General features: G+C 69.9%; 23 protein-coding genes and 1 pseudogene. 5 read left to right on the forward strand and 19 right to left on the reverse strand.

Annotated features, from left to right (window positions below; translation table 11 throughout):
• Positions 1–35 precede the first annotated feature (35 nt).
• The 12 genes from pufC to RGE_RS16435 form a co-directional block, all read right to left on the reverse strand.
• Complete coding sequence (pufC, locus tag RGE_RS16380; protein WP_014429561.1) at positions 36–1,136, reverse strand: photosynthetic reaction center cytochrome PufC; 1,101 nt, start codon at positions 1,134–1,136, stop codon at positions 36–38.
• A complete protein-coding gene (gene pufM, locus RGE_RS16385; protein ID WP_014429562.1) occupies positions 1,136–2,113 on the reverse strand; it encodes a photosynthetic reaction center subunit M in 978 nt (325 codons plus the stop codon). The genes pufC and pufM overlap by 1 nt, the downstream gene beginning before the upstream one ends.
• A gap of 18 nt (positions 2,114–2,131) precedes the next feature.
• Entirely contained in the window at positions 2,132–2,965 is an 834-nt protein-coding gene (pufL, locus tag RGE_RS16390; RefSeq protein WP_231384552.1) for a photosynthetic reaction center subunit L, read from the reverse strand.
• Between the two features lie 121 nt (positions 2,966–3,086).
• Positions 3,087–3,290 carry a light-harvesting antenna LH1, alpha subunit gene (gene pufA, locus RGE_RS16395; RefSeq protein WP_014429564.1) on the reverse strand — a complete coding sequence of 68 codons (204 nt, stop codon included), beginning with the start codon at positions 3,288–3,290 and terminating at the stop codon, positions 3,087–3,089.
• An 11-nt stretch (positions 3,291–3,301) separates the two neighbouring features.
• Entirely contained in the window at positions 3,302–3,526 is a 225-nt protein-coding gene (locus RGE_RS16400; RefSeq protein WP_231384554.1) for a hypothetical protein, read from the reverse strand.
• Positions 3,527–3,559: 33 nt separating this feature from the next.
• On the reverse strand, positions 3,560–3,706 hold the full coding sequence (gene pufB, locus RGE_RS16405) for a light-harvesting antenna LH1, beta subunit (protein ID WP_009857107.1): 147 nt from the start codon (positions 3,704–3,706) through the stop codon (positions 3,560–3,562).
• Between the two features lie 135 nt (positions 3,707–3,841).
• The gene (bchZ, locus tag RGE_RS16410) at positions 3,842–5,305 is read right to left on the reverse strand and encodes a chlorophyllide a reductase subunit Z (protein WP_014429567.1); all 1,464 of its coding nucleotides are present in this window, start codon (positions 5,303–5,305) and stop codon (positions 3,842–3,844) included.
• Complete coding sequence (bchY, locus tag RGE_RS16415; protein ID WP_014429568.1) at positions 5,305–6,837, reverse strand: chlorophyllide a reductase subunit Y; 1,533 nt, start codon at positions 6,835–6,837, stop codon at positions 5,305–5,307. Before bchY ends, bchZ begins: the two co-directional genes overlap by 1 nt.
• Positions 6,838–6,845: 8 nt before the next feature.
• Entirely contained in the window at positions 6,846–7,850 is a 1,005-nt protein-coding gene (locus RGE_RS16420) for a chlorophyllide a reductase iron protein subunit X (RefSeq protein ID WP_014429569.1), read from the reverse strand.
• On the reverse strand, positions 7,847–8,800 hold the full coding sequence (gene bchC, locus RGE_RS16425; protein WP_014429570.1) for a chlorophyll synthesis pathway protein BchC: 954 nt from the start codon (positions 8,798–8,800) through the stop codon (positions 7,847–7,849). The genes RGE_RS16420 and bchC overlap by 4 nt, the downstream gene beginning before the upstream one ends.
• A 151-nt stretch (positions 8,801–8,951) precedes the next feature.
• A complete protein-coding gene (locus tag RGE_RS16430) occupies positions 8,952–10,124 on the reverse strand; it encodes a methyltransferase (protein ID WP_014429571.1) in 1,173 nt (390 codons plus the stop codon).
• An 11-nt stretch (positions 10,125–10,135) separates the two neighbouring features.
• A complete protein-coding gene (locus RGE_RS16435; protein WP_014429572.1) occupies positions 10,136–11,068 on the reverse strand; it encodes a polyprenyl synthetase family protein in 933 nt (310 codons plus the stop codon).
• 161 nt (positions 11,069–11,229) lie between these two features.
• On the opposite strand from RGE_RS16435, the gene RGE_RS16440 reads away from it, so the two are divergent.
• Positions 11,230–11,556 (forward strand): c-type cytochrome, encoded by a 327-nt coding sequence (locus RGE_RS16440; RefSeq protein ID WP_043784222.1) that lies wholly within the window; start codon positions 11,230–11,232, stop codon positions 11,554–11,556.
• Here RGE_RS16440 and dsrP read toward each other — a convergent pair.
• From dsrP to RGE_RS16460, 4 genes are all read right to left on the reverse strand, one after another.
• Entirely contained in the window at positions 11,543–12,769 is a 1,227-nt protein-coding gene (gene dsrP / locus RGE_RS16445) for a sulfate reduction electron transfer complex DsrMKJOP subunit DsrP (RefSeq protein ID WP_014429574.1), read from the reverse strand. The genes RGE_RS16440 and dsrP overlap by 14 nt on opposite strands.
• Positions 12,766–13,731, reverse strand: coding sequence for a 4Fe-4S dicluster domain-containing protein (locus tag RGE_RS16450; RefSeq protein ID WP_148280214.1), 966 nt, complete (start codon positions 13,729–13,731; stop codon positions 12,766–12,768). The genes dsrP and RGE_RS16450 overlap by 4 nt, the downstream gene beginning before the upstream one ends.
• Entirely contained in the window at positions 13,731–14,345 is a 615-nt protein-coding gene (locus RGE_RS16455) for a cytochrome C (protein ID WP_231384555.1), read from the reverse strand. Before RGE_RS16455 ends, RGE_RS16450 begins: the two co-directional genes overlap by 1 nt.
• A gap of 116 nt (positions 14,346–14,461) precedes the next feature.
• Complete coding sequence (locus RGE_RS16460; protein ID WP_050985355.1) at positions 14,462–15,814, reverse strand: coproporphyrinogen-III oxidase family protein; 1,353 nt, start codon at positions 15,812–15,814, stop codon at positions 14,462–14,464.
• A gap of 233 nt (positions 15,815–16,047) precedes the next feature.
• Here RGE_RS16460 and ubiE point away from each other — a divergent pair, with 233 nt between their 5' ends.
• The 3 genes from ubiE to RGE_RS16475 all read left to right on the forward strand — a co-directional run bounded on the left by ubiE (position 16,048) and on the right by RGE_RS16475 (position 18,351).
• Positions 16,048–16,803, forward strand: coding sequence for a bifunctional demethylmenaquinone methyltransferase/2-methoxy-6-polyprenyl-1,4-benzoquinol methylase UbiE (ubiE, locus tag RGE_RS16465; RefSeq protein ID WP_014429578.1), 756 nt, complete (start codon positions 16,048–16,050; stop codon positions 16,801–16,803).
• Between the two features lie 100 nt (positions 16,804–16,903).
• The gene (gene menA, locus RGE_RS16470) at positions 16,904–17,827 is read left to right on the forward strand and encodes a 1,4-dihydroxy-2-naphthoate octaprenyltransferase (RefSeq protein WP_100226708.1); all 924 of its coding nucleotides are present in this window, start codon (positions 16,904–16,906) and stop codon (positions 17,825–17,827) included.
• Between the two features lie 29 nt (positions 17,828–17,856).
• A complete protein-coding gene (locus RGE_RS16475) occupies positions 17,857–18,351 on the forward strand; it encodes a type II toxin-antitoxin system RatA family toxin (RefSeq protein WP_014429580.1) in 495 nt (164 codons plus the stop codon).
• 18 nt (positions 18,352–18,369) lie between these two features.
• On the opposite strand, the gene RGE_RS16480 is transcribed toward RGE_RS16475, so the two are convergent.
• Positions 18,370–19,245 (reverse strand): dienelactone hydrolase family protein, encoded by an 876-nt coding sequence (locus RGE_RS16480; protein ID WP_014429581.1) that lies wholly within the window; start codon positions 19,243–19,245, stop codon positions 18,370–18,372.
• 85 nt (positions 19,246–19,330) lie between these two features.
• On the opposite strand from RGE_RS16480, the gene ppx reads away from it, so the two are divergent.
• The gene (ppx, locus tag RGE_RS16485; RefSeq protein WP_014429582.1) at positions 19,331–20,833 is read left to right on the forward strand and encodes an exopolyphosphatase; all 1,503 of its coding nucleotides are present in this window, start codon (positions 19,331–19,333) and stop codon (positions 20,831–20,833) included.
• Positions 20,834–20,848: 15 nt separating this feature from the next.
• Here ppx and RGE_RS16490 read toward each other — a convergent pair whose 3' ends face one another.
• Both RGE_RS16490 and ppk1 read right to left on the reverse strand, forming a co-directional pair.
• Positions 20,849–21,310: a SixA phosphatase family protein gene (locus RGE_RS16490; RefSeq protein WP_014429583.1), complete on the reverse strand. Its 462-nt coding sequence runs from the start codon at positions 21,308–21,310 to the stop codon at positions 20,849–20,851.
• Positions 21,310–23,390, reverse strand: a pseudogene (gene ppk1, locus RGE_RS16495) (polyphosphate kinase 1). Before ppk1 ends, RGE_RS16490 begins: the two are co-directional and overlap by 1 nt.
• Positions 23,391–23,495: the final 105 nt, after the last annotated feature.

Below are 23,495 nucleotides of genomic sequence, written 5' to 3' on the forward strand. Positions count from 1 at the left end.
GGCCGCGGCGGTGGCCGCGGCCGCCGTTCAACACGTTACTTCGCGGCGGTGGCCACCGTGGCGACCGGAGCAGCCGACGCGGCGGCGTCGACCGGAGCGGCTTCCACGGCAGAGGCGGCGGCAGCCGCCGGTGCCGGCTTCAGGCCCGGATAGTCCTTGGCCATCTGCGCGCCGTACAGCGGCTTGTAGGCACCCTGGTGGCACGTGGAGCAGTTGATCTTCGCCACGTCGCCCGTCGGGCCCAGCCGATGTGCGGGGAAGGTCTTGGTCAGGCCTTCCATGAAGTTGTTGTTGAGGTCACGCGCCATGCGGATGCCGTACCAGGCCGTCGCGCGTTGCGGCGCGGCGTTGTCCCAACTGCCGAAGCCGTTGGTGTTGTGGCAGTACGTGCAGTTCACGCCGAGCGCACCCGAGAAGTGCATCATCAGGCCGTAGGTCTTCTCGGCCTGCTTGATGTCGGCCTTCGAAGTACCCGTGGGCAGCGCCGTCGTGCCGTAGACCCGGACGTTCGTCTCTTCCTTCAGGAAGGTCGTGAACGGATCGTAGGGCAGCGAGGTCAGCCCGACGACCTTGGCGGCCTGGTTCTGGCCGTCGAGGTTGCCGATGAAGTCAGCACGCTTGTTCTGCGGCACCGCGGTGAACCAGATCTCCTTGGGGACCGGGTTGCCACGGTGGCAGGTGTAGCAGGTGACGCCGGTGGCGGCGACGTGCTGCGTCCACTGCGTGTTGACCTTCTGCGTCATCTCGAGCATCCGGCGGGAGACGACCTTCTGGTACTTCGAGTCGTCGGCCAGGTTCTCGGTATGGCAGTAGTTGCAGCCCTCGGTCGGCGCCACCCATTCGGTGATCGCCGCCATCTGCCGCGTGAACTCCGCGACCGACAGATGGCCCAGAACCTTGACGTTCTGGAACACCTGGTTGGCGCGCGGGCCCGAGTTGTCGGCCACCGGCGTGGCCACCGGGGCCTGCTGCGTCGGGATCTGTTCGGCCAGCGTGCGCGGGTTGACGATGTGCTGCATGCCCGTGCCACGGTAACCACGCTGCACGGCATCGACCGGCGGACGCTCGCATCCCGCGAGCAGGGCCGCCGCGGTCACGGCGACGGTAAGGGTCGAAATGCGAACCGCGAGTGCCATCACTTGACTCCCTGCAGGGTGGCGGGGTCGATCGTGGGCGCGAACACCGCCGGGTAGGACGGTGCCACGCCGTGCTTCACGGCCCACAGATACCAGTTGTCGACGACGGTACCCGACAGCAGGATGCCGATGCCACCGCACAGCGGGCACAGCACGGCGAACCACCACGCCCAGCGGTGGATCGACTCGGTCGTCGCGTTGAAGCCCATCGTCCAGCGCCAGAACAGCTGGGCGCGTTCCGAGGCGGTGCCGCGGTCGGCGATCTGCTCCAGTTCACGCTCGCCACCGAAGCGGCTGACGGCCAGGATCGTCGCACCGTGCATCGCGAACAGCAGCGTCGCGCCGTACAGGAAGGCGATCGAGAGCGCGTGGAACGGGTTGTAGAACAGGTTGCCGTAGCGCAGCGAGAACGCGGCGGTCCAGTCCAGGTGGGGGAAGATGCCGAACGGCACGGCCTCCGACCAGCTGCCCATCAGCACCGGGCGGATGAAGCCCAGCACCAGATACAGCCAGATCGCGGCGGCGAACGCCCAGGCCACGTGCGTGCCCATGCCCAGAGCGCGAGCGCGGGTGTACATGCGGACCCACCACAGCAGGATCGAGATCGTCAGGAACAGACCTGCCATCAGCCACCAGCCACCGTCGTTCAGCGGCGGCAGCTTCAGGCCGTACTTCGGAGACGGCGGCTCGAGCGCCAGCCAGAAGAACTGGCGGAAGAACTCGATCGGGTTCCAGCCGACCGAAGCCAGCATGTTGAAGCCGATGATCATGATCGCCAGGCTGCCGAAGACGATCGACAGGATGCCCAGCGGACCCAGGTAGATCGGCCCGATCTGCGCCATGCCCAGACGACCCAGCAGGTGGATCTGCCAAGGCTTCTTGCCGGTGCGCGGGCTGTCCTGTTCGGGCAGCGGCACACCCATGTGCGCCGGCCCTGCGACCTGCACACGCGTGAAGATGTTTTGATACTCAGCCATTGGGTTTCTCCTGCGGGCTCACTTGAGCGGCCACTGACTCCAGATCGGCAGATTCAGCCACCAGCCCCACCACTCCGGCCAGCCACGCGTCCAGAACGGACCGCTGATCACGATGCAGACCGCGCTCCAGAAGGCCGCCGACAGCGCCAGGAAAAGACCCAGGCGGTGGATACCGAGCGAACCGATCGAATAGCCGACCGCGTCGCGGAAGAACGTGTCTTCGTGATCCGTCGTCTTCATCGGCTCACCCTTCTTGGGGTTGGCCGCGGACAGGATCAGGCCCCCGTGCATGGACATGGCGAGCGTCGTCGTGAAGAAGAACGTGATCGCCAGCATGTGCGCCGGGTTGTAGTGGAAGTGCAGGTACTGGTAACCGACGTTCGACACCCAGTCGAGGTGACTGAAGATGCCGTAAGGGAAACCATGGCCCCAAGCGCCCATCAGGATCGGGCGGATGACGACCAGCGTGACGTAGGCCAGGATCGCGAAACTGAACGCGATCGGCACGTGGTATTGCATGCCGAGCTTGCGGCAGATCTCGACTTCACGCAGCGCCCAGGACACGAAGGCCCCGATCGCGCACACCGTGATGATCTGCCAGAGCCCGCCTTCCATCAGCGGTGCAACGCCCAGCCCGTACTTCAGATCCGGGGGCGCAATACTGATCTGCCAAAGATTCCACGTCGGCCCCTGCGAAGCGCCCCAGATGATCAACGCGGTTCCCAGGACCGAGAAGAAGAGCGTCGTCACGCCGAAGAAGCCGACGTAGAACGGTCCGACCCAGAAGTCGAAGAGATCGCCCCCGACCAGCGTGCCGCCGCGCACCCGGTATTTCTTCTCGAAACTCAGCATTGCCATATTGATTCCTCCGACCGACGGGTCGCCACCGACAACCCGAACGGCGAGTTTGTAGTTGCAGCGGGCCGAAACCGGTCAAGACCGGTCTCGCCCGCATGCACTGGCGTGGCGCTTCTTACTTCGCCTGCGCCAGGGACGTCACTTCGGCAGGAACCGGAGCGACAGCCGTCGCCACCGGCGCCTTCTTCGCGCCGTCCAGCCAGTTGTACTTGTTCGTGCCCAGCAGCATCAGGTGAATCAGAACGGCGAGACCGAGAAGGAACACCGCCTGGGCCACCATGGCGCGCATCGGATCGAACAGACGCCAAATTCTCCACATAATCCAAGCTCCTATAGCAAATGCGACATGAAGGTATAAACCGCTGCCTTGACGCCGCCAAAAATAGATTTCACACCTTCAGCACCCGGCAACCAGGAACGCCAGTGCCAACCGAGCAATTGCCCGATGAGGGCAATGATCAGAAACGCCACATAGCTGAGCGCGAAGATGATCCAGAAACTTCTGGAGTCACCCGCCGCGACCGGCCGGGGCATTGCAGATTCGATATGGGCCATAACGCTCCCCTGTGACGGGTTACTACCAGGTACTTAGAGCCAGGGACGCCAGACCCAGACCAGGAAGTGGGCGACGACGGCGACCGCCGTGAAACCCACGAAACCTTGGACCCAGAACTTGTGGAACTCCTGGGCTTCGTCGTCGGTGAGCCCGGAGATCGAGCCCTTTCTTTCAGCCATGAGGAAACTCCTTCATAAGCGGCCAAGCGGCCGCGTGCGCACAGAACCCGCGCACGGTGGGCAGCCGCGGCAGAGTGCCACGACATCCGGTACGTCCACTGATCGCGGACAGGAAACTGTGAATGGAACCCCTGTTCATGCGGGCTCCTTCTGGCCGAGCAGCTGGCGCACGCGGCTCGCGGTGACGCGTTCCTCGCCGGCGGCGCCGGCTTCGCGTTCGGCGCGGTCGCGCAGCTGCTTGGCAGCGGAAATCTGGACCAGCACCGGCTGGCGGGCGACGTAGTCGCGCAGCACCTGCTGGGCTTCGTCGTCCCAGGGCCGGGAGTCGCCGCGGCGCGACGGCGTCGCGTCGATGCGGTCGAGCTCGGTGCCCAGCGGCAGGATGTTGAACAGCGCGTCGAACAACGCGTTGCAGAACTCCTGCACCAGGTAGGTCGCGCCGGCATAGCCCATGAAGGGCGTGCCGGTGTGGCGGCGGATGATGGCACCGGGGAACGAGGCCGGGATGTAGGCCGGCTTCGGACCATGGCCCGACGTCGTCTCCGCCAGGTACATGCGTTCGTTGTAGCTGCCGAAGAGCACCAGCGGCGTCTTCGTGTGCACCAGCTCGCGCACGCTCTCGTTGTCGGTCTTCTCGCCGGCCTTGCGGGCGACGGCGAAGTTGCACGGCAGACCCAGTTCGTCTTCGAGGAAGTGGCGCACGCCGCGCGCGTAGGTCTCGCCGGCGACAATGCCGAAGTTGGCGGTGCCGAAGAAGTCCTGCGTCACCGAGCGCCAAAGATCCCAGATGGGCTTGAGCGTGGTGTGCTTCTCGCGCTCGATGAAGGGCTCGGGGTCCAGGTTCAGCAAGCGGCCGAGCTCGCGCAGGAACGCGGTCGTGCTGTGCATGCCGATCGGGGCCTGCAGGTACGGGCGCTCCAGCGCCTCGCACAGCATGCGACCGAACTCGCGGTACATGCAGACGTTGACGTCGGCGTCGACGAGCTTCTGCACGTCGGCCAGGTGGCTGCCGAGCGGGAACACCATGTTCACCTCGGCGCCGATGCCTTCGACCAGGCGGCGGATCTCGGCCAGGTCGCTGGGCATGTTGAAGGTGCCGTAGCTCGGGCCGATGATGTTCACGCGCGGCTTTTCGCCGGCCGGGCGTTGCTCGAACGGGGTGCGCTGCGGGATCTTGCGCAGGCCGTACTCGCTCCAGAGCCAGAACATCGCGCGGTTCGCGCATTGCCACTGGTCTTCGTCGATCGTGCGCGGCAGGAAGCGCTGGATCGTCGTGCCTTCGGGCGTCACGCCGCCGCCGATCATCTCGGCGATCGAGCCGGTGACGACGACGGCCGGCAGGTCGGGGTCGAGCACCGAATGGGCACGCTTCATCGCGCCTTCGGTGCCTTCGCGCCCCAGTTCCTCTTCGCCGAGACCGGTGACGACGATCGGCAGCTCGTGCGGCGGCAGCGCGTCGGTGTAGTGCAGCACGGCGGTGGCCGGCAGGTTCTCGCAGCCCACCGGACCGTCGATGACGACCTGCAGCCCCTTGATCGCGGTGAACACGTACACCGCGCCCCAATAACCGCCCGCGCGGTCGTGGTCGATCACGTACATCAGATCATCTCCTCGGCCTTGCGGCGCTTCTGGAGCTTGATGACCTGACGGCGCGTCTCGGCCCGGAACTCGGGACGAAGGCGGGGCACGTCTTCCCAGACCCCGGCCTGGTCGCCGGAGCCGACCTCGCCGAAGAACTCGCGCATCTGCTGGAAGCGCGACTTGTTGGCGATGGCCGCGTTGATGACCTGGGCCAGCGAACCGGCACCGGCCGGGCCCATCAGCGGGCGGGCGGAGATCAGGTTCGTGAAGTACAGGGCGGGGATCGTCGCCTGCTTGGCGGCCTGCACGACCGGGGTCGTGCCGATCGCCAGGTCGGGGCGGCATTCGCGCACCGCGGCGATGTCCTGCTCGAGCGAAGCGCGGTACTGCACGTGCACGCCGCGCGCCTGCAGCCATTCCAGGTCGGGCGCGCTCCAGGGCGTCTTCGGGCAGGCGGTGCCGACGTAAGGCACCTCGGCGCCGCTCTCGACGAGCAGGCGCGCGACCAGCAGTTCGGAACCTTCGTAGCCGGAGACGACGACACGGCCCTTGATCGGCGTGGCGGCCAGCGCGCCCTTGATGGCACGCAGCCACTTGTTCTTCGACGCGTCGATCATCGCCTGCGGCACGTTGCAGGCGCGGCCGACGGCCTGCAGCCAGGCTTCGGTGCCGTCGTGGCCGACCGGCGCGGAGGCCACGATCGGGCGACCGGCGGTCTCGAACTCGCGCACGCTGGCGGTGTAGAACGGGTGGATCGCGGCGACGGCGGCGCAGTCCAGCGCGGCATACAGCTCGCGCCATTCACGCGTCGGCACCACCGGACCGGCGGCCAGGCCCATCGGCTCGAGCATCATGCCGATGCCCACCGGGTCGGCCGGGAACATCTCGCCGAGCAGCGTGACGGTCGGCTTCTCGCTGACGCCGCCCCGCGGCGCAGCCACCGGGCCGGCTTCGGCTTCGCCGCGCGCCACGCGCAGCATCGCGCCGGCGAGCACGTCCTTGGCCTCGGCATGCGTCGGCACGCCGAAACCCGGCACGTCGATGCCGATGATGCGCACGCCGTCGATTTCCTTGGGCAGCAGGCGCAGCGGCACGCCCGAGGCGCTGGGCACGCAGAGGTTGATGACAACGACGGCGTCGTACTGCTTCGGGTCGGCGAGCTTGTGGACGGCCTCGCGGATGTCCTCGAACAGCTTGCCGGTGACCAGCGTCTCGCTGCTGAACGGCACGTAGCCGATCGAGCGGCGCGCGCCGTAGAAGTGGGCCGTGAAGCTCAGGCCGTAGACGCAGCAGGCCGAACCCGACAGCACGGTCGCGGTGCGGCGCATGCGCAGGCCGACACGCAGCGAGCCGAAGGCCGGGCACATGCTCTGCGGCTGGTCGTGCGGGCCGGTGCCTTCGGGCATCGGGTAGTCGCGGGCGTACTGCTGCAGCATCTCGCCGTTGCCCGAAGCGGCGGCTGCGGCCAGCATCTGTTCCCGACCCGCGTGACAACCCAGGCCGTCGTCGGCCACGGGCGCACCAGGATTGGAGACGTGTTGCTCGCTCATCGCGGGGCTCAGGCGGCGTCGTAGACGACTTCGAGCGTCGGGCGGACGATCTCGTCCTTGCCGAGCATGTCCTGCACGGTCGCCGGCTCGAGCACGACGTCGCGGCCGGTGCTCTCCGAGGAGAACAGGCCCAGCAGCTCATCCTGCGACAGCGGCTTCGGGCGCATCGGCGGCGCTTCGGCGACGTTGGTCGCCAGCTGCTCGAACAGCGGGCCCCAGGTCGTGCCCGGACGGGCGACGATGTCGTAGGCGGCGCTCTTGCGGCGGATCTCTTCGTTGGCCGGGATGGCGGCCAGCACCGGAATGCCGGCGTGGGCGGCGAAGGCCTGGGCCTCGCCTGTGCCGTCGTCCTTGTTGATCACCATGCCCGCGACGCCGACGTTGCCGCCGAGCTTGCGGAAGTACTCGACCGCGTTGCAGACGTTGTTGGCCACGTACAGCGACTGCAGGTCGTTGCTGCCGACGACGATGACCTTCTGGCACATGTCGCGTGCGATCGGCAGGCCGAAGCCGCCGCAGACCACGTCGCCGAGGAAGTCGAGCAGCACGTAGTCGAAGCCCCAGTCGTGGAAGCCGAGCTTCTCCAGGGTCTCGAAGCCGTGGATGATCCCGCGCCCGCCGCAGCCGCGGCCGACCTCGGGACCGCCGAGTTCCATCGCGAAGACGCCGTCGCGCTTGAAGCAGACGTCGCCGATCTGCACCGCCTCGCCGGCCAGCTTCTTCTTGGCGCTGGTCTCGATGATCGTCGGCGTGGCCTTGCCGCCGAAGAGCAGGCTCGTGGTGTCGCTCTTCGGGTCGCAACCGATCAGCAGGACCTTCTTGCCCTGCTGCGCCATCATGTAGCTCAGGTTGGCGAGCGTGAAGCTCTTGCCGATGCCGCCCTTGCCGTAGATCGCGATGATCTGCGTGGTCTTGGTCACCGGGGCCGTGGATACCGCATCCGGTTCGATCGCTGCCTCGTTCTTCAGGCGCTCGTCGCGCATGAGGATGACGGGCGAGGTGGTCTGACTCATCGTGTACTGCTCCAGTCGAGGACCATCTTCAGGCAGTCCGGATCGCCGAAAGCCGTGCGGTAGGCGGCGGCGGCGTCGGACGGGCTGGCGTGATGGGTGATCAGGCCATCGAGCGACAGGCGCCCGGTTTCGGCCAGTTCCTTCACTGCCAGCAGGTCGGGGCGCTGCCATTCGGCGGCGCACCGGATTTGCGCTTCGCGCATGAACGCGGGCGCGAAATTGAAGTGCAGCGGCTCGGTGTAGAAGCCGGCGAGCACGATCTCGCCGCCCTTGGCCAGGCGCTCGACGAGACGATCGAGGATGGCCGAGTCGCCGCTGACGTCGAAGATCGCGCGGTAGTCGCGGCGCGGGTCTTCGTCGGGATGCAGGACGGCGTAGCCGGTGGCGCCCTGGGCGCGCGTCGGGTTGGTTTCCCAGACGGTCGGCGCGGGGAAGCCGGCGACGACGGTCATGCGCGCCAGCAGGCGGCCGAGCACGCCGTGGCCGACGATCAGGTCGGGCGGCACGATCGGGGTGCGCTTGCCGCCGCCGGCCACCGAGTGATAGGCGGTCGCGGCCAGCGCCAGCAGCACGGCTTGTTCGCCGAGCGAGTCGGAGACGTTGCAGACGCGCGAGCCGGCGACGACGACACGCGAGGCGGCGCCGCCGAACAGGCCACGCACCTCACCGTAGCAGCGCGCGCCGGGCACGAAGACCCGTTCGCCGACCTTGTGGTGCGCGTTGGCGCCGGCCTGCACGACGCGGCCGACCGATTCGTAGCCCGGCACCAGCGGGTAGCCCATGCCGGGGAAGGCCGGCATGCGCCCGCTCCACAGCAGTTTTTCGGTGCCGGTGGAAATCCCGCTGTACTCGATGTCGACGACCAGATCTTCGTCGGTCGGCGGCGTCAGCTCGAGTTCACGCAGGACGAGGTGCTCGGGCTGCTCGAGCACGATGGCTTGAGTCTTCATGCAGCCCTCCATGCCGACAGCGGACGGGGCGTCTGCGGCATCACGGGCCGCGTCTGCGAACGGTGCTTCATCGGCTTCAACATCACGACGTCATCTTAAGCTGACAGTTCAGTGTGTCAAGGTGGCTGGACATGCCTTAGATCAGGAAACCTTAAGCAGTGCAGCGAGCCACCAGGACACCCGCCTGCAACGGCATGTGCGTGGACAACGGGCGAACGCTCGCGAACCCGGCCTCGTGCAGCATCTGCGTCAGGCGAGCCGCCGAACGCGGCCGGCCGCGGCCCATCGCGAGCAGGTAGAAACCGAAGTACGCGTCACCGATCGGCTCGACGCCCGGAACCTCGGCCATCGCTTCCGCGAGCACGAGGGTGCCGTTGTCGGGCAAGGCGCGACGCACGTTCTTGAACAGCGTCAACACCCGTTCATCAGGGTGGTCGAAGGCCACGCGGACAAGGGAGATGACGTCGGCGCCACGCGGCAGCTCGTCGGCGAAGAAGTCGCCGCCGAAAGCCTGGGCGCGCCCGGCCAGACCCCAGCGCTGGAAGTTCTCGTTGGCACGCTCGGCGACCGCCGGCAGATCGAAGACCCGCAGCTCGACGCCCGGAACCTCGGCGGCCACGCAGCGCACGAAAGCGCCCTCGCCGCCGCCGACGTCCATCAGCACCTTGTGGCGGCCGAAGCGGTAGGCGGCGATGACCTCGCGCGCCACCAGCGGCTGCGACGCGGTCATCAGCTTGGAGTACTCGGCGACCTTCTCGGTGGCCAGCGTCGCCGGCTGGCCGGGGCCGGCTTCGGCAGCCGCGGCGTAGGGCCAGTAGCCGGCCATCGCCGGGCGGCCCTGGCCGCGCAGCAGCGCCACCGGGTCGGTGAGGTCGCTGTACAGCGTCGCGTGGTGCTCGACCATCGCCGTGATCGCCTCGTTGGCGACCAGCGGCGCACCCAGGCGACCCAGCGTCACGAGGTCGCCGCTCTGCAGGTCCAGCAGTTCCAGCGAGTCGGCGGCGGCCACCAGACGGCGCGCGGCTTCCAGACTCAAACCGCAGCGTTCGGCGACGGTGGCCAGCGGCAGCGGGCCGTCGGCCAGCATCTTGAAGACGCCCAGACGCACGCAGGCCAGCAGGATCTGCGAATAGACGAAGCCGGCCAGCAGGTCGAAGAGCTCACGCGCATGCTTGCGCGCCACCGGACGCGTCAGCGGAAAGGCCGCAGCCCATTTCTGGAACCCGGGGCGGGCGATCGTGCGGTGTTTCCAGTCGCGAAAGCGCTCGGCCAGCGTCGGAGAACGGCGCGGCCCGGCCTCCGGCCTCGTCTCGGCTCGGTCCATGGGAGAAACAGTCAAGCGGTCTGGGTCGGAGCGGCGGACCGCTCGGCGGCACGAACCGCGGCGCGCTCGGCGAGCGCTTCGATGTTGGCGCACCAGGCCTTGGGCACGAGACGCTCGGCCTCCATGCGCACGATCTGGCGCAGCATGCCGGCGCCCTTGCAGTCCGGGATGACGTCGATCGCGCCCTGCACCAGGCGTTCGAAATGTTCGACGGCGCCGACCAGGCCGTGCTGGATCGCCGCGCTCGGGCGGCCGAGCGCGACGTCGCGGCCGACCGGCTTGCCGAGTTGTTCGGGGTCGGCGAGCGCGTCACGCACGTCGTCGGCCACTTGATAGGCTTCGCCCAGCCAGTCGCCGAGCGCACGCCAGGTCTCGCCGTCACCGCCCGAGGCCTGCGCGCCGGCGGCCGTGGCCGCGGCGAACAGCGCCCCGGTCTTGGCACGCTGGTAGTCGGACAGCGCGACGCGCGGTTCGCACTCCCAGGCCTGGCCGGCGATGATGCCCAGCGGCGTGCCGACGCCGCGTGCCACGGTCTGCAGCACGTGCGCCATGCGCTCGGGGTGGCGGCCACCGGCGGCGCCGAGAGTCTGGAAGGCGGTGACGATCAGCGCGTCGCCGGCCAGCACGGCCAGGCGTTCGCCGTAGGCCTTGTGCACCGAGGGCTGGCCGCGGCGCGTCGGCGCGTCGTCGAAACACGGCAGGTCGTCGTGCACCAGCGAAGCGCAGTGGATCAGTTCGATCGCCGACGCGGCGGCATCGGCCAGGGCCGGGTCGGTGTCGCCGTTGGCCATCGCGACGGCGATGCACAGCTGCGGCCGGATGCGGGCACCGCCGGGGAAGACGGCGTGGCGGATCGCCGCGGCCAGCTTCGGGGGACAACCGGCGCCTTCGTTGGCGACAAGGGCCGCCTCCAGCGCCTGTTCGATGCGAGTCATCGTGTTCATCGAGTTCCTCCGGCGACCCGGCACCGGATGGCGCACCGCTGTAAGGTCGTCATGTCACCCCAAAGTGTCAACTGATTTTGACACGCGACAGACCTCTGTCAAGAAAGCGGAACTGATGCGGCTCAAGTCCCTATCACGGACCCTTTGGCCGAATGGACCTCATGAACCGCACTGTTTCCCGCCTCGCTCTCGCCGCCGGCCTCGTGTTCGGCGCTGCCGCCACCCACGCCGCCACGCCGGCCGAACTGGCCACCAAGGCCGGCTGCGCCGTCTGCCACCAGCCGGCCGCCAAGGGCCTGGGCCCGAGCTATCAGGAGATCGCCAAGAAGTACAAGGGCCAGGCCGGCGCCCCGGCGACGATGGCCGAACGCGTGCGCAAGGGCAGCGTCGGCGTCTTCGGCAAGGTGCCGATGACGCCCACGCCGCCGGCGCGCATCAGCGACGCCGACCTGAAGACCGTCATCGACTGGATCCTCAAGACGCCTTGAGGTCTGCCGCCGGCCGCGCCCGCGCGCGGCCGGTCTCGATCGCCAGCGCAGCCTTGGCCAGCAGCGTGAAGACCAGCGCGCCGCAGGCCCAGATGCCGGCCGACACCAGCCACTCGCGCCAAGTCGGCGCGTATTCGAAGATCTCGCCCAGCGGCGTCGGGATGTAGCCGGGCACCACCAGGCCCATGCCCTTCTCGATCCAGATGCCGAGGAAGACCAGGCCGCAGGCCAGCACCAGCAGCCGCGGCGTGCGCCGCAGCGGGTGGATCGACAGGATGACCACCGCCACGACGTTGAGCGCCAGCGCGGTCCAGATCCAGGGCTGCAGCTTGCCGGCCCCGGCCAGCCCGAAGAACAGGTAGCGCATCGAGGCCGCGTGCGTGGTCTCGTTGTAGAAGTCGGTGAAGAGCTCGACGCCGACGAAGAACAGGCTGATCTGCAGCGCCACCGTCATGACGACGGCCAGCAGGTCGATCACCGTCTGCTTCACGGCCAGCCCGCCCCAGCGGCGCAGCGCCAGCAGCGCGACGATGATCAGCGCCGGCCCCGACGCGAAGGCCGAGGCGATGAAGCGCGGCGCCAGCAGCGCGCTGTGCCACAGCGGCCGCCCGGCGTTGGCCGAGAACAGGAAGGCGGTGACGGTGTGGATCGAGACTGCCCAGAAGATCGCGACGATCACCACTGGGAAGTAGCGCGCCGTCACCGGCTCCTCGCCGCGCCAGCGCGCGTGCAGCACGTAGGCCGGCAGCCCGAGGTTGAGCAGCAGGTAGCCGACGAGCACGACGACGTCCCAGGCCAGCATCGACAGCGGCCAGTTGAAGCGTCCGACGACGGGCAGCATGTGCCAGATGCGCTCCGGCCTGCCGATGTCGACGGTGACGAAGAGCATCGCCGCGACGACCGCCGCGACCGCCAGCGCCTCGCCGAAGATGACGACCTGCTTGACGTCGCCGCGGTGGAACAGATAGGCCGGGATGACCAGCAGCACCGCTGCCGCCGCGATGCCGACGAGGAAGGCGAAGTTGGCGATGTAGAAGCCCCAGGAGACCTGGTCGCTCATGCCGGTGACGACCATGCCCTGCTGCAGCTGGCCGGCGTAGGCGAACAGCCCCGCGGCGACGACCGCGGCCAGCGCACCGAGCCAGCGCCAGTAGGCCGCACCGCCGGACGCCATCGCCCGCAGGCCGTCGAGCCCGAATCGCACGAGGTTCATGCCCGACTCACCCGGTCGTCGCTGAAGTACCAGAACTTCGGCTCGGTGCCGAGGTCCTCCTTCAGCCGGAAGACGTTCTTGTTCTCGAGCACCCAGCGGATCTCGCTTTTCGGGTCGAGCAGGTTGCCGAAGACGCGTGCGCCGGTCGGGCAGGCTTCCTGGCAGGCGGGCTGGCGGCCCTTGCGCGCGCGCTGGCTGCAGAAGTGGCACTTCTCGACGACGCCCTTGGGGCGCGGCCGGTTGCCCAGGTAGTTGAGGTTCGGGTTGAACTCGGCCGCCGGGATCTGCGGCTCGGTCCAGTTGAAGTGGCGCGCCCAGTACGGGCAGGCCGTCATGCAGTAGCGGCAGCCGATGCACCAGTCGTAGTCGACGACGACGATGCCGTCGGGCTCCTTCCAGGTGGCTTTCGTCGGGCAGGCCTTCACGCAGGGCGGGTTGTCGCACTGCATGCACTGCACCGGCAGGTACCAGTGGCCGGGCACCGGGACCTGCTTGGCGTCGTAGTAGTGCTCGGCCTTCTCCAGGTCCATCGTGCCGTCGGGCATCTGCAGCACGCGGATGTACTGCATCTGCGAGTCGCGGCCGAGGTTGTTCTCCTTGACGCAGGCCTCGACGCAGTCGCGGTAGCCCTTGCACTTGCTGATGTTCAGCGCGTAGCCGAAGACGGTGTTCGGCAGCGGCGGCAGGTCCTCGCAGCGCGCGTCGACACCGTAGCGGCGGCGGGCGTTGCGCTCGATGCGTTCCAGCGCGGCGTGGATCTCGTCCTTCGTCATGCGCTGGTAGTGGTCCTGCAGCAGGCTGCCCATCGCGTCCTGCAGCGTCTGGCCGCCCCAGGCGCCGGTGGCGTGGGCGGTGACGACGGCGCCGCCGGCGGTGGCGACGCCGGCGAGGAAACGGCGGCGGAAGGTGTTGAAACCTTGGCCGTCGCGATCCGGCGGATCGGAATCGGGCTGGCGGCTCATCATCGGGCTCCGGAAGCCGCGCGCTGCCAGGGCTGCGCGGCGTGCGCCGGCGTCAGCGCCGGGCGTTCGAGGCCGGCGCGCACCGGCGGCGGCGGCGCGGGTTCACGCGGCGGGATCTTGGGGTCGTGCGCGTCGTGGCAGTGGGTGCAGGCGTAGATCTGGCGCTCGCCCTGCCAGTTGGCGGCACGTTTGCCGTGCGCGCCGAAGGCCCAGTCGCGGTGGCGCGGGCCGTGGCACTGGCCGCAGACGAGCTGCGACTGGTCGAAGTCGACACGCCGGCCGTCGAGCGTGCGCAGCCAGTCGCGGTCTTCGGCGACGTGGCAGTCCAGACACCACATGCGGCCGCGGCCGTGCGGCAGCGAGGCGACGTGCGGTGCGGCGACCAGCGCACGCGGCTGCTTGTTCAGCGGCAGCACCTTGTGGCACTGGCTGCAGGGATAGAGCCCCAGATGCGGCTTGCGCGGCACGACGCTGAAGGCCGGCGCGTCCAGGTAGCCGCCGAAGATCAGCGGCTCCTGCGGGTTCGGCGCCTGCGGCGGCAGGTTGTCGCGCAGCGGGCGGTGCGTCGGCGCGGCCTCGCTGGCCGGGGCCACCGGCGCGGCGCCGGGTGCCATGACGGGGGCCGGCGCGGCGGAGGCCGCATCGGCATCGGACGGAGCGAGCGCTGGAAGCCCCAGCGCGAAGGCAAGGCCCACGGCCGCGGCGAAGGACGCCGTGGCCGTGCGCCAGTTCAGCAACCGCACCGGGCGGACCTCCCTTCCGGCTGCGCGCCGGGTTCGTCGAGATCGGTGCACAGCGCGTGCAGCGCGTGGCGTCCAGCCTCGGTGACGACGATGCGGTCGTCGAGCACACGCACCAGGCCCTCGGCCTCGCGCGCGGCCAGGCGGCCGTAACCGTCTTCCAGGCCGACGGCATCGGCCGCGGCCAGCTCCAGCGTGCACAGCAGGCGTTCGACCGCGGCCCGGCGCTGCACGCTCTCGGGCGTCGCCGGCCGGGCCTGCGAGACCGGCAGGTGCAGGTGGCGCAGCGCGTTGCGCCACGCGGCCTGCGAGCCGTCGTTCCAGAACATCGCGCCGTCGATCTCGCCGACCGCGCCGACGCCCAGGCCGATCATCGGCGTGGCCGGCGCGGCGGTGTAGGAGATCAGGCTGCGGCGCAGGCGGCCGTCGTCCATCGCACGCGAGAGCTCGTCGTGTTCGAGCACGAACTGGTCGGCGCCGATCCAGCGGTAGCCGGCGTTGCGCAGCATCTCGGCGCTGGCGCGCGCCAGCTCGGCCATCAGCGCCGGCGACGGCAGCGACTCGGTGTCGATCGCCACCTGCGCCGGCGCGTGCCAGGGCTGGTGGCGGTAGCGCGCCAGGCGGATGCGCTCGGGGCCCATCGCGATCAGGCGGTCGACCGTGGCGCACCAGCTGGCCATCGTCTGGCGCGGCAGGCCGATCATCAGGTCGAGGTTGATGTACTCGATGCCGGCCGAACGCGCGAGTTCGCAGACGTCGTCGATCAGCGCCGCCGACTGGCGCCGGCCGATGGCCTGCTGCACGTTCGGGTCGAGGTCGAGCACGCCCAGCGAGACGCGGCGGAAGCCCAGCCCGCGCAGCACCTCGAACATCGTCTGGCTGACGCGGCGAGGGTCGCATTCGCAGGACATGTCGATGTCCGCCGGCATGCGCCACTGCGACTGCATCGCCTGCACCAGGCGCGCGAGCTGCGAGCCGGTGAGTTCGCTGGCGGTGCCGCCGCCGAGGTGGAACTGCAGCAGTTCGCGACGCCCGCCCAGCACCTGGGCGACCTCGCGGATCTCCTCGACCAGGCCGGCGACGTAGTCGTCGATGACCTCGTCGGGCTGGGCGGCGCGGATGTCGCGGTCGCAGCAGAAGCAGTGCGCGGCGCAGAACGGCACGCGCGCCGAGACCGCCAGCGGTTCGTCGGGACGATCGGCCAGGCCGCGCAGCGCGGCCTCGTAGAGCGCACGCGCCGAAGGATTGCCACCGAGCGGCATGCCCTGCACGAGCGGGTTGGAGGCCGGGGACGGCTGCCAGCACATCGAGGCGCCGGCGTCGAGGTTCGCGATCTTCAGCACGCTGGGCGAGGGACGATCGCCATGGGGGTCGTCTGTGGGAGAGGGCGTTCTCATGAAGGACGTCTCGAACGCCGGACGCGTTCGAGCCTGACGTTGGGCGAACCTTAGTCGCTGACCCGACCCGCCGGTTGACACAGGTCAACGGGATGGACCGCATGCGACGCGCTTTCGGCGAGCCAGTTAAAGTGTCGAGTCAGCCTGACACTCTCCTCGACGAACGCCTGCCCAGACCGATGAACGAACCCACGCCGCTGTCGCGCAGTTTTGGCTATCAGAGCGTGGACGAGCGCGAGCGCGAACAGCGCATCCGCCGCGTCTTCAGCGCCGTGGCCGCCCGCTACGACCTGATGAACGACCTGATGAGCTTCGGCATCCACCGGCTCTGGAAGCGTCGTTTCGTGCGCATGGCCGCGCCGCAGGCCGGACAGCACATCGTCGACCTCGCCGGCGGCACCGGCGACGTCGCCGCACTGATGGCCGCGGCCGACCGCCGCGTGACCGTCGTCGACCCCAGCGCCGAGATGATGGCCGTGGGCCAGGCGCGTGGCCACGCCCACGTCGACTGGCAGGTCGGCAGCGCCGAGCAGCTGCCGCTGGCCGACGCCTCGGTGGACACGCTGACGATCTCCTTCGGCATCCGCAACGCGACGCGCATCGATGTTGCGCTGCGCGAGATCCACCGCGTGCTCAAGCCCGGCGGCCGTTTCCTGTGCCTGGAGTTCTCGACCCCGGCGTGGTGGCTGCGGCCGTTCTACAACCTGTTCTCGTTCACCGTGATCCCACGCCTGGGCGCGTGGATCGCCAACTCTCCCGAGGCCTACACCTACCTGGTCGAGTCGATCCGGCGCTTTCCGGATCAGCGCGGCTTCGCGGCGATGATCAGCGCCGCCGGCTTCGAGAGCGTGCGCTGGCACGACCTGAGCTTCGGCATCGCCTGCGTGCACGTCGGCACGCGTGCCGCGGCGGCGACGCCGGCCGGCACCGCTTGATGTTGCACAAGCAACGCGTCGCACGCCGACGCGGACAATCGAACCCTCGCCCACAACTGCCCGCACGGAGACCGCGTACATGCCCGGAGAAAGAGCCACGGTGAACAGCCCGCGCGCGGTCCGCACCGGATCGATGGAGGCGTGGGCCGTCGCCGTGCGGCCGCGCACGCTGCCGGTGGCGGTGAGCCCGGTGCTCGTCGGCGCGACGCTGGGCTTCGATCGCACCGGCGCGATCGACATGATCGCCGCGCTGCTGGTGCTCGGTGCCGCCCTGCTGATGCAGGTCATCACCAACATGCAGAACGACGTCGGCTACACGGTGCGCGGCGGCGAGAGCACCGGCACGCGCACCGGGCTGCCGCGCGCCACGGCCAACGGCTGGCTCAGCGTGCGCCATGTGCGCGCCGGCATCGTCGTCGCGGCGCTGCTGGCCGCGGCGCTGGGCGTCGCGCTGGTGGCCTACCGCGGCTGGCCGGTGCTGGCCATCGGCATCGCCTCGCTGCTGGCCGCGCTGGCCTACATGGGCGGCCCCAAGCCGATCGCCTACACGCCCTTCGGCGAGCTGACGGTCTTCGTCTTCTTCGGCCTGATCGCCGTCGTCGGCACCGACTGGGTGCTGACCGGCAGCTTCGGCCTGGTCACCTTGCTCGCCTCGGTGGCGCTGGGCTGCGTCGCCGCCGCGGCCCTGGCGGTGAACAACCACCGCGACATCGCGCACGACCGGCTGGTCGGCCGCCGCACCTTCGCCGTGACCTTCGGCGAATCGGGCTCGGTGGCGCTGTACACGGTGCTGCTGCTGCTGCCCTTCGGCCTGCTCGTGCCGATGGCGCTGCTGGCGCAGTCCTGGACGCTGCTGCTGCCGCTGGCGCTGCTGCCCTCGACGCTGCAGCTGCGCCGCGACTTCGTGCACTGCCCGCGCGGCATCGCCTTCAACGAGATCCTGTTCCGCACCTTCCGCCTGGAGCTGTGGTTCGCCGCGCTGCTGTCCGCCGGCGCCCTGCTCGGCTCGATGATCGCCCGATGACGGGCGCTCGCACCGCGAGGGCCTAGGGCGTGCAGGTCCGCCGCAGCGCCTTGGTGGCCCGCCCGGCCAGCCACCTCTTCGACCTGATCGAAGGCGCCGAGCACTACCCGGCCTTTCTGCCCTGGTGCGCCGGCGCGACCATCCTCGTGCGCGACGACAGCGTGGTGTCGGCCGACATCAGCATCCGCTTCAAGGGCATGGGCTTCGAGATCCGCACGCGCAACCCCAAGCGCCGGCCGGAGTTCATGGCCATCTACCTCGAGCGCGGGCCGTTCCGGCGCTTCTACGGCGAGTGGCAGCTCAAGGTGCTGGCCGAGGACGCCTGCAAGGTCAACTTCCTGCTCGACTACGAGTTCGACAGCGCGGTGATGACGCGCATGGCCGGCCCGGTGTTCGACAAGATCGCCGACAAGCTGGTCGACGCCTTCGTGCAGCGCGCGATCGACGTGCCGCCGCCGGTGCTGGCGCCGACCGCGCCGGCCGAAGCGCCGCGTGCGCCCGACGCGGACTGGCCGCCGCCGTGAAACGGGCTCGGCCCTGAATCAGCCCACGCCGTGCTCGGCGAACCAGGCCAGCGCGCGTTTCCAGCCGTCCTGTGCGGCGTCGGCGCGGTAGCTGGGCCGATAGTCGGCGTTGAAGGCGTGGCCGGCCTCGGGATAGACGACGAAACGCGACTGCTTGGCGGCGACGCTGCCGGCGGCCAGCGCGGTCTTCATGCGCTCGACGCTGTCCAGCGGGATGCCGCTGTCCTGGCCGCCATACAGCCCCAGCACCGGCGCGCGCAGCTGTGATGCCAGTTCCACCGGCTGCATCGGTTGCAGCGCGGTCTTGTCGCCGACCAGCCGCCCGTACCAGGCGACGCCGGCCTTCATCTGCGGGCTGTGCGCGGCATACAGCCAGGTGATGCGCCCGCCCCAGCAGAAGCCGGTGATGCCGGCCTTGACCGTGTCGGCGCCCTGCCCGCCCGCCCAGGCGACGGTCGCGTCGAGGTCGCGCATCACCTGCTCGTCGGGCACCTTGGAGACCACCTCGCTCATCAGCCGCGGGATCTCGGTGTAGGCGGCGGCGTCGCCCTGGCGCACGAAGAGCTGCGGTGCGACGGCGAAGTAGCCGGCCTTGGCCAGGCGCCGCGCGACGTCGGCGATGTGCGCGTGCACGCCGAAGATCTCGCTGACGACCAGCACCAGCGGCGCGTTCGGGCGGTTGGCCGGCGCGGCGCGGTAGGCCGGCATGCGGAAGTCGCCGACGGGGATCGTGACCTCGCCGACGACGAGGCCGGCGCTGTCGGTGGTGATGAGGGTCTGCGCCGCCACCGGCAGCACCGCGGCGGCGAAACTGCCGCCGACGGCGGTGCGCACGAAGTCGCGCCGGTTGGGGTCGCGCGGCGACACCAGGGAATCGAACTCGGCTTGCTGCACGTCCGCCTCCTTGATCTTTCACAAGTCGAGCCGATTCTAGGAACGTGGTCACGGTGCCGTGAGAGCCCTCTTGCACAATCGGCCCATGGCCGACATCACCACGCCCGAACTGCCGCTGGCCGCGGTCGACATGGGCTCCAACAGCTTCCGGCTCGAGATCGCGCAGATCCAGCGCGGCCGCTATCGCCGCAGCGAGTACTACAAGGACATGGTCCGCCTCGGCGCGGGCCTCGACGACCAGGGCCTGCTGACCGAAGAAGCCGTGCAGCGCGGGCTGGAGTGCCTGCGGCGCTTCGCCGCGCGCCTGGTCGGCTTCGCGCCGGCGCAGGTGCGCGCGGTGGCGACGCAGACGCTGCGCGAAGCGCGCAACCGCGACGCCTTCCTGCTGCGCGCCCAGGAGGCGCTGGGCCACACGATCGAGGTCATCTCCGGGCGTGAAGAAGCGCGGCTGATCTACGCCGGCGTCGCCCAGCTGCAGCCGGCCGACGAGCCGCGCCTGGTCGTCGACATCGGCGGGCGCTCGACCGAGCTGATCCTCGGCCGCGGCCGCACGCCGGTGCGCGCCGAGTCCTTCGCCGTGGGCTGCGTCAGCCTGTCGCTGCGTTTCTTCGGTGACGGCCGCATCGACGCCGAAGCCTTCCGCGCCGCGCGCGTGGCCGCCGGCGCCGAGCTCGAAGAGGCGATGGAGCCCTTCTCGTCGCGCCACTGGCAGCAGGCGCTGGGCTCTTCGGGCACCGCCGGCGCGGTGTCGCAGATCCTCGCCGCCGCCGGCGTCAGCGACGGCCGCATCACGCCCGAGGGGCTGGCTTGGCTGGAGCAGCGCTGCATCGCCGCCGGCCACGTCGACCGGCTCGACCTGCCCGGGCTCAAGCCCGAGCGCCGCGCCGTCATCCCCGGCGGCCTGGCGATCCTGCAGACGCTGGCCGAGAACTTCGGCATCGCGACGCTGGCGCCGGCCAAGGGCGCGCTGCGCCAGGGCGTCATCGTCGACCTGCACGAACGCCTCGTGGCGCTCAAGCGCACGCGCCCCAGCGACATGCGCGACGCCTCGGTGCACGAGCTGCAGCGCCGCTTCGACGTCGACGTCAAGCAGGCGCGCCGTGTCGCCACCGTCGCGCTGGCGCTGTTCGACGGCGTCATGCCGCAGGCGGATGCCGAGGCCCGGCGCGAGCTCGGCTGGGCCTGCGACCTGCACGAGATCGGGCTGATGGTCTCGCACCACGACCACCACCGCCACAGCGCCTACCTGCTGGCGCACGTCGACGCCCCGGGCTTCTCGCAGAGCCAGCAGCGGCGCATCGGCCAGCTCGTGCTGGGCCAGCGCGGCGGCCTGCGCAAGATCGAGGACGCGCTGGCCAGCGAGCTGCTGGGCTGGCAGGTGATGTGTCTGCGGCTGGCGGCGATCAAGTGCCACGCCCGCACCGACGTCGACGAGCAGGCGCTGACGCTGCGCCTGCGCGGCCGAGACGCCGTGCTGGGCTACGACGCCACCTGGGCCAAGGCCCACCCGCGCACCGTCTTCCTGCTGGAGGAAGAAGCCCAGACCTGGGCCCGCTCGGGCCCGCGCAAGCTGCTGCTGCCGCGCTGAGCGCGGCGCCGGGGCCTAAAGCGCCTCGGGCCCGACGACGGCGTGCAGCACGACCTGCATCGTGTCGCCGCGTTCGCGCGAGCGCAGCCACCAGACGCCGGCCTTGCGCACCGCCCAGGGCTGGATCTCGCCGGACAGCAGCAGCGCCGCGGTCAGGCCGAGGATGGGCTGGTGACCGACGACCAGCACCGGCTCGCGCGCCTCGGGCCAGCGCGTGACGTGCAGCAAGGCCTCGACCGAGGCGTCGGGTGCCAGCGCCGGCACCGTCTTCACGCGCCGCTCCAGCGCCGCCGCGGTCTGCTGCGCGCGCCGCGCCGGGCTGGCGAGCACACGCGCGCCGGCCGGCAGCTGGCGGTTGAGCCATTCGGCGACGCGCCGCGCCTGGCGTTCGCCCTTGGGCGTCAGCTCGCGGTCCAGGTCGTCCTGGCCTTCGCGCGCGTCGAAGGCTTCGGCGTGGCGCCAGAGGATCAGGTCCATCAGCGGTAGCGCCTCATCAGCGCCTGCTGGGCGCTGAGGCCGGCCTCGGCGGCACGCCGGTACTCGCCGTCGGCGTCCAGCGTCCAGGCGTCGAGCTCGTCGTGCAGATAAGGCACCAGGGCCTCGTCGACGATGCGCTGGCGCAGCGCCGCGTCGCGCACCGGCCAGGCCAGCTCGATGCGGCGGAACATGTTGCGGCTCATCCAGTCGGCGCTGGACAGGTAGAGGATCTCGTCGTCGTCGCTCTCGCCCCAGCGGAAGTACAGCACGCGGGTGTGTTCGAGGAAGCGGCCGACGACCGAGCGCACGCGGATCGTGTCGGTGTGGCCCGGCACGCCCGGCGGCAGCATGCAGGCGCCGCGCACGACCAGGTCGATCTTCGCGCCGGCCCGGCCAGCGTCCATCAGCGCGGCGATCAGCCCCGGGTCGGTCAGCGCGTTGACCTTGGCGACGATGCGCGCCGGGCGGCCGGCGCGTGCGGCCTCGGCGACCTGGGCGATGTGGCGGATCAGCGTGCGGTGCAGCACGAACGGCGCGGTCAGCATGCGCCGCATGCGCATGCGGCCCTGGCTGGCGAGCTGCTGGAAGACGGCGTCGGCGTCGGCGGTGAGGTCCGGGTCGGCGCTGAGGTAGCCGAGGTCGGTGTACAGGCGCGCGGTCTTCGGGTTGTAGTTGCCGGTCGACAGGTGCACGTAGCGCCGCAGCCGGCCGTGCTCGCGCCGGGTCACCAGCATCAGCTTGGCGTGGGTCTTCAGGCCGACGACGCCGTAGACCACCTGCGCGCCGACGGCCTCCAGCCGCTCGGCCAGTTGATGTTGGCCTCTTCGTCGAAGCGTGCGGTCAGCTCGACGACGGCCATCACCTCCTTGCCGCGGCGCGCCGCCTCGATCAGCAGGTCCATCAGCACGCTCTGGCTGCCGGTGCGGTAGATCGTCTGCTTGATCGCCAGCACGTCAGGGTCTTCCACCGCCTCGCGCAGGAACTGCACGACCGGCTCGAAGCTCTCGAACGGGTGGTGCAGCACGACGTCTCCGTCGTGCAGGCGATCGAAGATCGAGCGCCCCGGCGGCAGGTCGGCCGAGGGCCAGACCGGCTCGTAGCGCGGGAAACGCAAATCGTCGCTGCCGGCCTGGTCGATCAGCTCGGTCAGCCGCGCCAGGTTGACCGGGCCGTTGACCTTGTACAGCGCGTACTCGGGCAGCTGCAGCTGGCGCAGCAGGAAGTCGTGCAGCTCCGGCGGGCAGCTGTGCACCACCTCGAGCCGGATCGCCAGGCCGAAATGGCGCTTGCTGAGGTTGCTGCGCAGCGCCTGGCGCAGGTTGGTCACGTCCTCGGCGTCGTACTCCAGCTCGGAGTCGCGGGTGACGCGGAACTGCGAGAAGGACTCGACGCTGCGCCCCGGGAACAGCTCTTCCAGATGGGCGCGGATGACGCTGGTCAGCAGCACGAAGGCCTGGCGGCCGCCGCTCACCGCCGCCGGCATGCGGATCACGCGCGGCAGCACGCGCGGCACCTTGACGATGGCGATCGAGTTCTCGCGCCCGAAGGCGTCGCGGCCGCCGAGCCGGGCGATGAAGTTCAGCGACTTGTTGGCCACCAGCGGGAACGGGTGGCTGGGGTCCAGCACCAGCGGCACCAGCAGCGGCCGCACCTCGCGCTCGAAGAAGCGGCGCACCCAGCGGCGCTGGGCCTCGTCGCGGTCGGCGTGGTTGACGACGACGATGCCGTGGCGCTGCAGCTCGGGCACGACCTCGCCGTTGAGCATCGCGTACTGCTCGTCGATCAGCTGGTGCGCGGCGGTGGCCACCGCGGCCAGGTCGTCGCGCGTGACGCCGCTGCCGGGCCGGCGCGAGGCTTCGGCCAGGTCGGCGAAACGCACCTCGAAGAACTCGTCGATGTTGGACGAGACGATGGTGACGTAGCGCAGCCGCTCCAGCAGCGGCACGTCGGGCCGGCGCGCCTGGGCGAGCACGCGGCGGTTGAACTGGAGGATGGAGCTTTCGCGGTTGAGCAGCGTCGGGGATGGCGAGGCGGCCGGCGTCACCAGCAAGGCCTCGCCGACGCTCGTGTCGTCGGCCATGACAGCAGTTTATGAACGCCGCGCGACAGAACCGTGACAAGGTCACCGGGACTTTCACGCATGCTCGGTCCAAGGAAGGAGCATCGTGCCAAGCAACGTCGAAAG

This window comes from Rubrivivax gelatinosus IL144 (assembly GCF_000284255.1).
GTDB classification, from domain to species: domain Bacteria; phylum Pseudomonadota; class Gammaproteobacteria; order Burkholderiales; family Burkholderiaceae_C; genus Rubrivivax; species Rubrivivax gelatinosus_A.

Excerpts from the sequence above, each read along its gene's own strand:
- pufB (WP_009857107.1), bottom strand. The coding sequence starts at position 3,706 with ATGGCTGAAAGAAAGGGCTCGATCTCCGGGCTCACCGACGACGAAGCC.
- RGE_RS16450 (WP_148280214.1), bottom strand. The coding sequence starts at position 13,731 with ATGAGCCGCCAGCCCGATTCCGATCCGCCGGATCGCGACGGCCAAGGT.
- ubiE (WP_014429578.1), top strand. The coding sequence starts at position 16,048 with ATGAACGAACCCACGCCGCTGTCGCGCAGTTTTGGCTATCAGAGCGTG.
- RGE_RS16490 (WP_014429583.1), bottom strand. The coding sequence starts at position 21,310 with ATGGACCTGATCCTCTGGCGCCACGCCGAAGCCTTCGACGCGCGCGAA.
- bchZ (WP_014429567.1), bottom strand. The coding sequence starts at position 5,305 with ATGTACGTGATCGACCACGACCGCGCGGGCGGTTATTGGGGCGCGGTG.
- pufA (WP_014429564.1), bottom strand. The coding sequence starts at position 3,290 with ATGTGGAGAATTTGGCGTCTGTTCGATCCGATGCGCGCCATGGTGGCC.
- ppx (WP_014429582.1), top strand. The coding sequence starts at position 19,331 with ATGGCCGACATCACCACGCCCGAACTGCCGCTGGCCGCGGTCGACATG.
- RGE_RS16435 (WP_014429572.1), bottom strand. The coding sequence starts at position 11,068 with ATGAACACGATGACTCGCATCGAACAGGCGCTGGAGGCGGCCCTTGTC.
- RGE_RS16420 (WP_014429569.1), bottom strand. The coding sequence starts at position 7,850 with ATGAGTCAGACCACCTCGCCCGTCATCCTCATGCGCGACGAGCGCCTG.
- RGE_RS16400 (WP_231384554.1), bottom strand. The coding sequence starts at position 3,526 with ATGGCCCATATCGAATCTGCAATGCCCCGGCCGGTCGCGGCGGGTGAC.
- dsrP (WP_014429574.1), bottom strand. The coding sequence starts at position 12,769 with ATGAACCTCGTGCGATTCGGGCTCGACGGCCTGCGGGCGATGGCGTCC.
- pufC (WP_014429561.1), bottom strand. The coding sequence starts at position 1,136 with ATGGCACTCGCGGTTCGCATTTCGACCCTTACCGTCGCCGTGACCGCG.
- bchY (WP_014429568.1), bottom strand. The coding sequence starts at position 6,837 with ATGAGCGAGCAACACGTCTCCAATCCTGGTGCGCCCGTGGCCGACGAC.
- pufL (WP_231384552.1), bottom strand. The coding sequence starts at position 2,965 with ATGCTGAGTTTCGAGAAGAAATACCGGGTGCGCGGCGGCACGCTGGTC.
- RGE_RS16440 (WP_043784222.1), top strand. The coding sequence starts at position 11,230 with ATGAACCGCACTGTTTCCCGCCTCGCTCTCGCCGCCGGCCTCGTGTTC.
- pufM (WP_014429562.1), bottom strand. The coding sequence starts at position 2,113 with ATGGCTGAGTATCAAAACATCTTCACGCGTGTGCAGGTCGCAGGGCCG.
- bchC (WP_014429570.1), bottom strand. The coding sequence starts at position 8,800 with ATGAAGACTCAAGCCATCGTGCTCGAGCAGCCCGAGCACCTCGTCCTG.
- RGE_RS16430 (WP_014429571.1), bottom strand. The coding sequence starts at position 10,124 with ATGGACCGAGCCGAGACGAGGCCGGAGGCCGGGCCGCGCCGTTCTCCG.
- RGE_RS16455 (WP_231384555.1), bottom strand. The coding sequence starts at position 14,345 with ATGGCACCCGGCGCCGCGCCGGTGGCCCCGGCCAGCGAGGCCGCGCCG.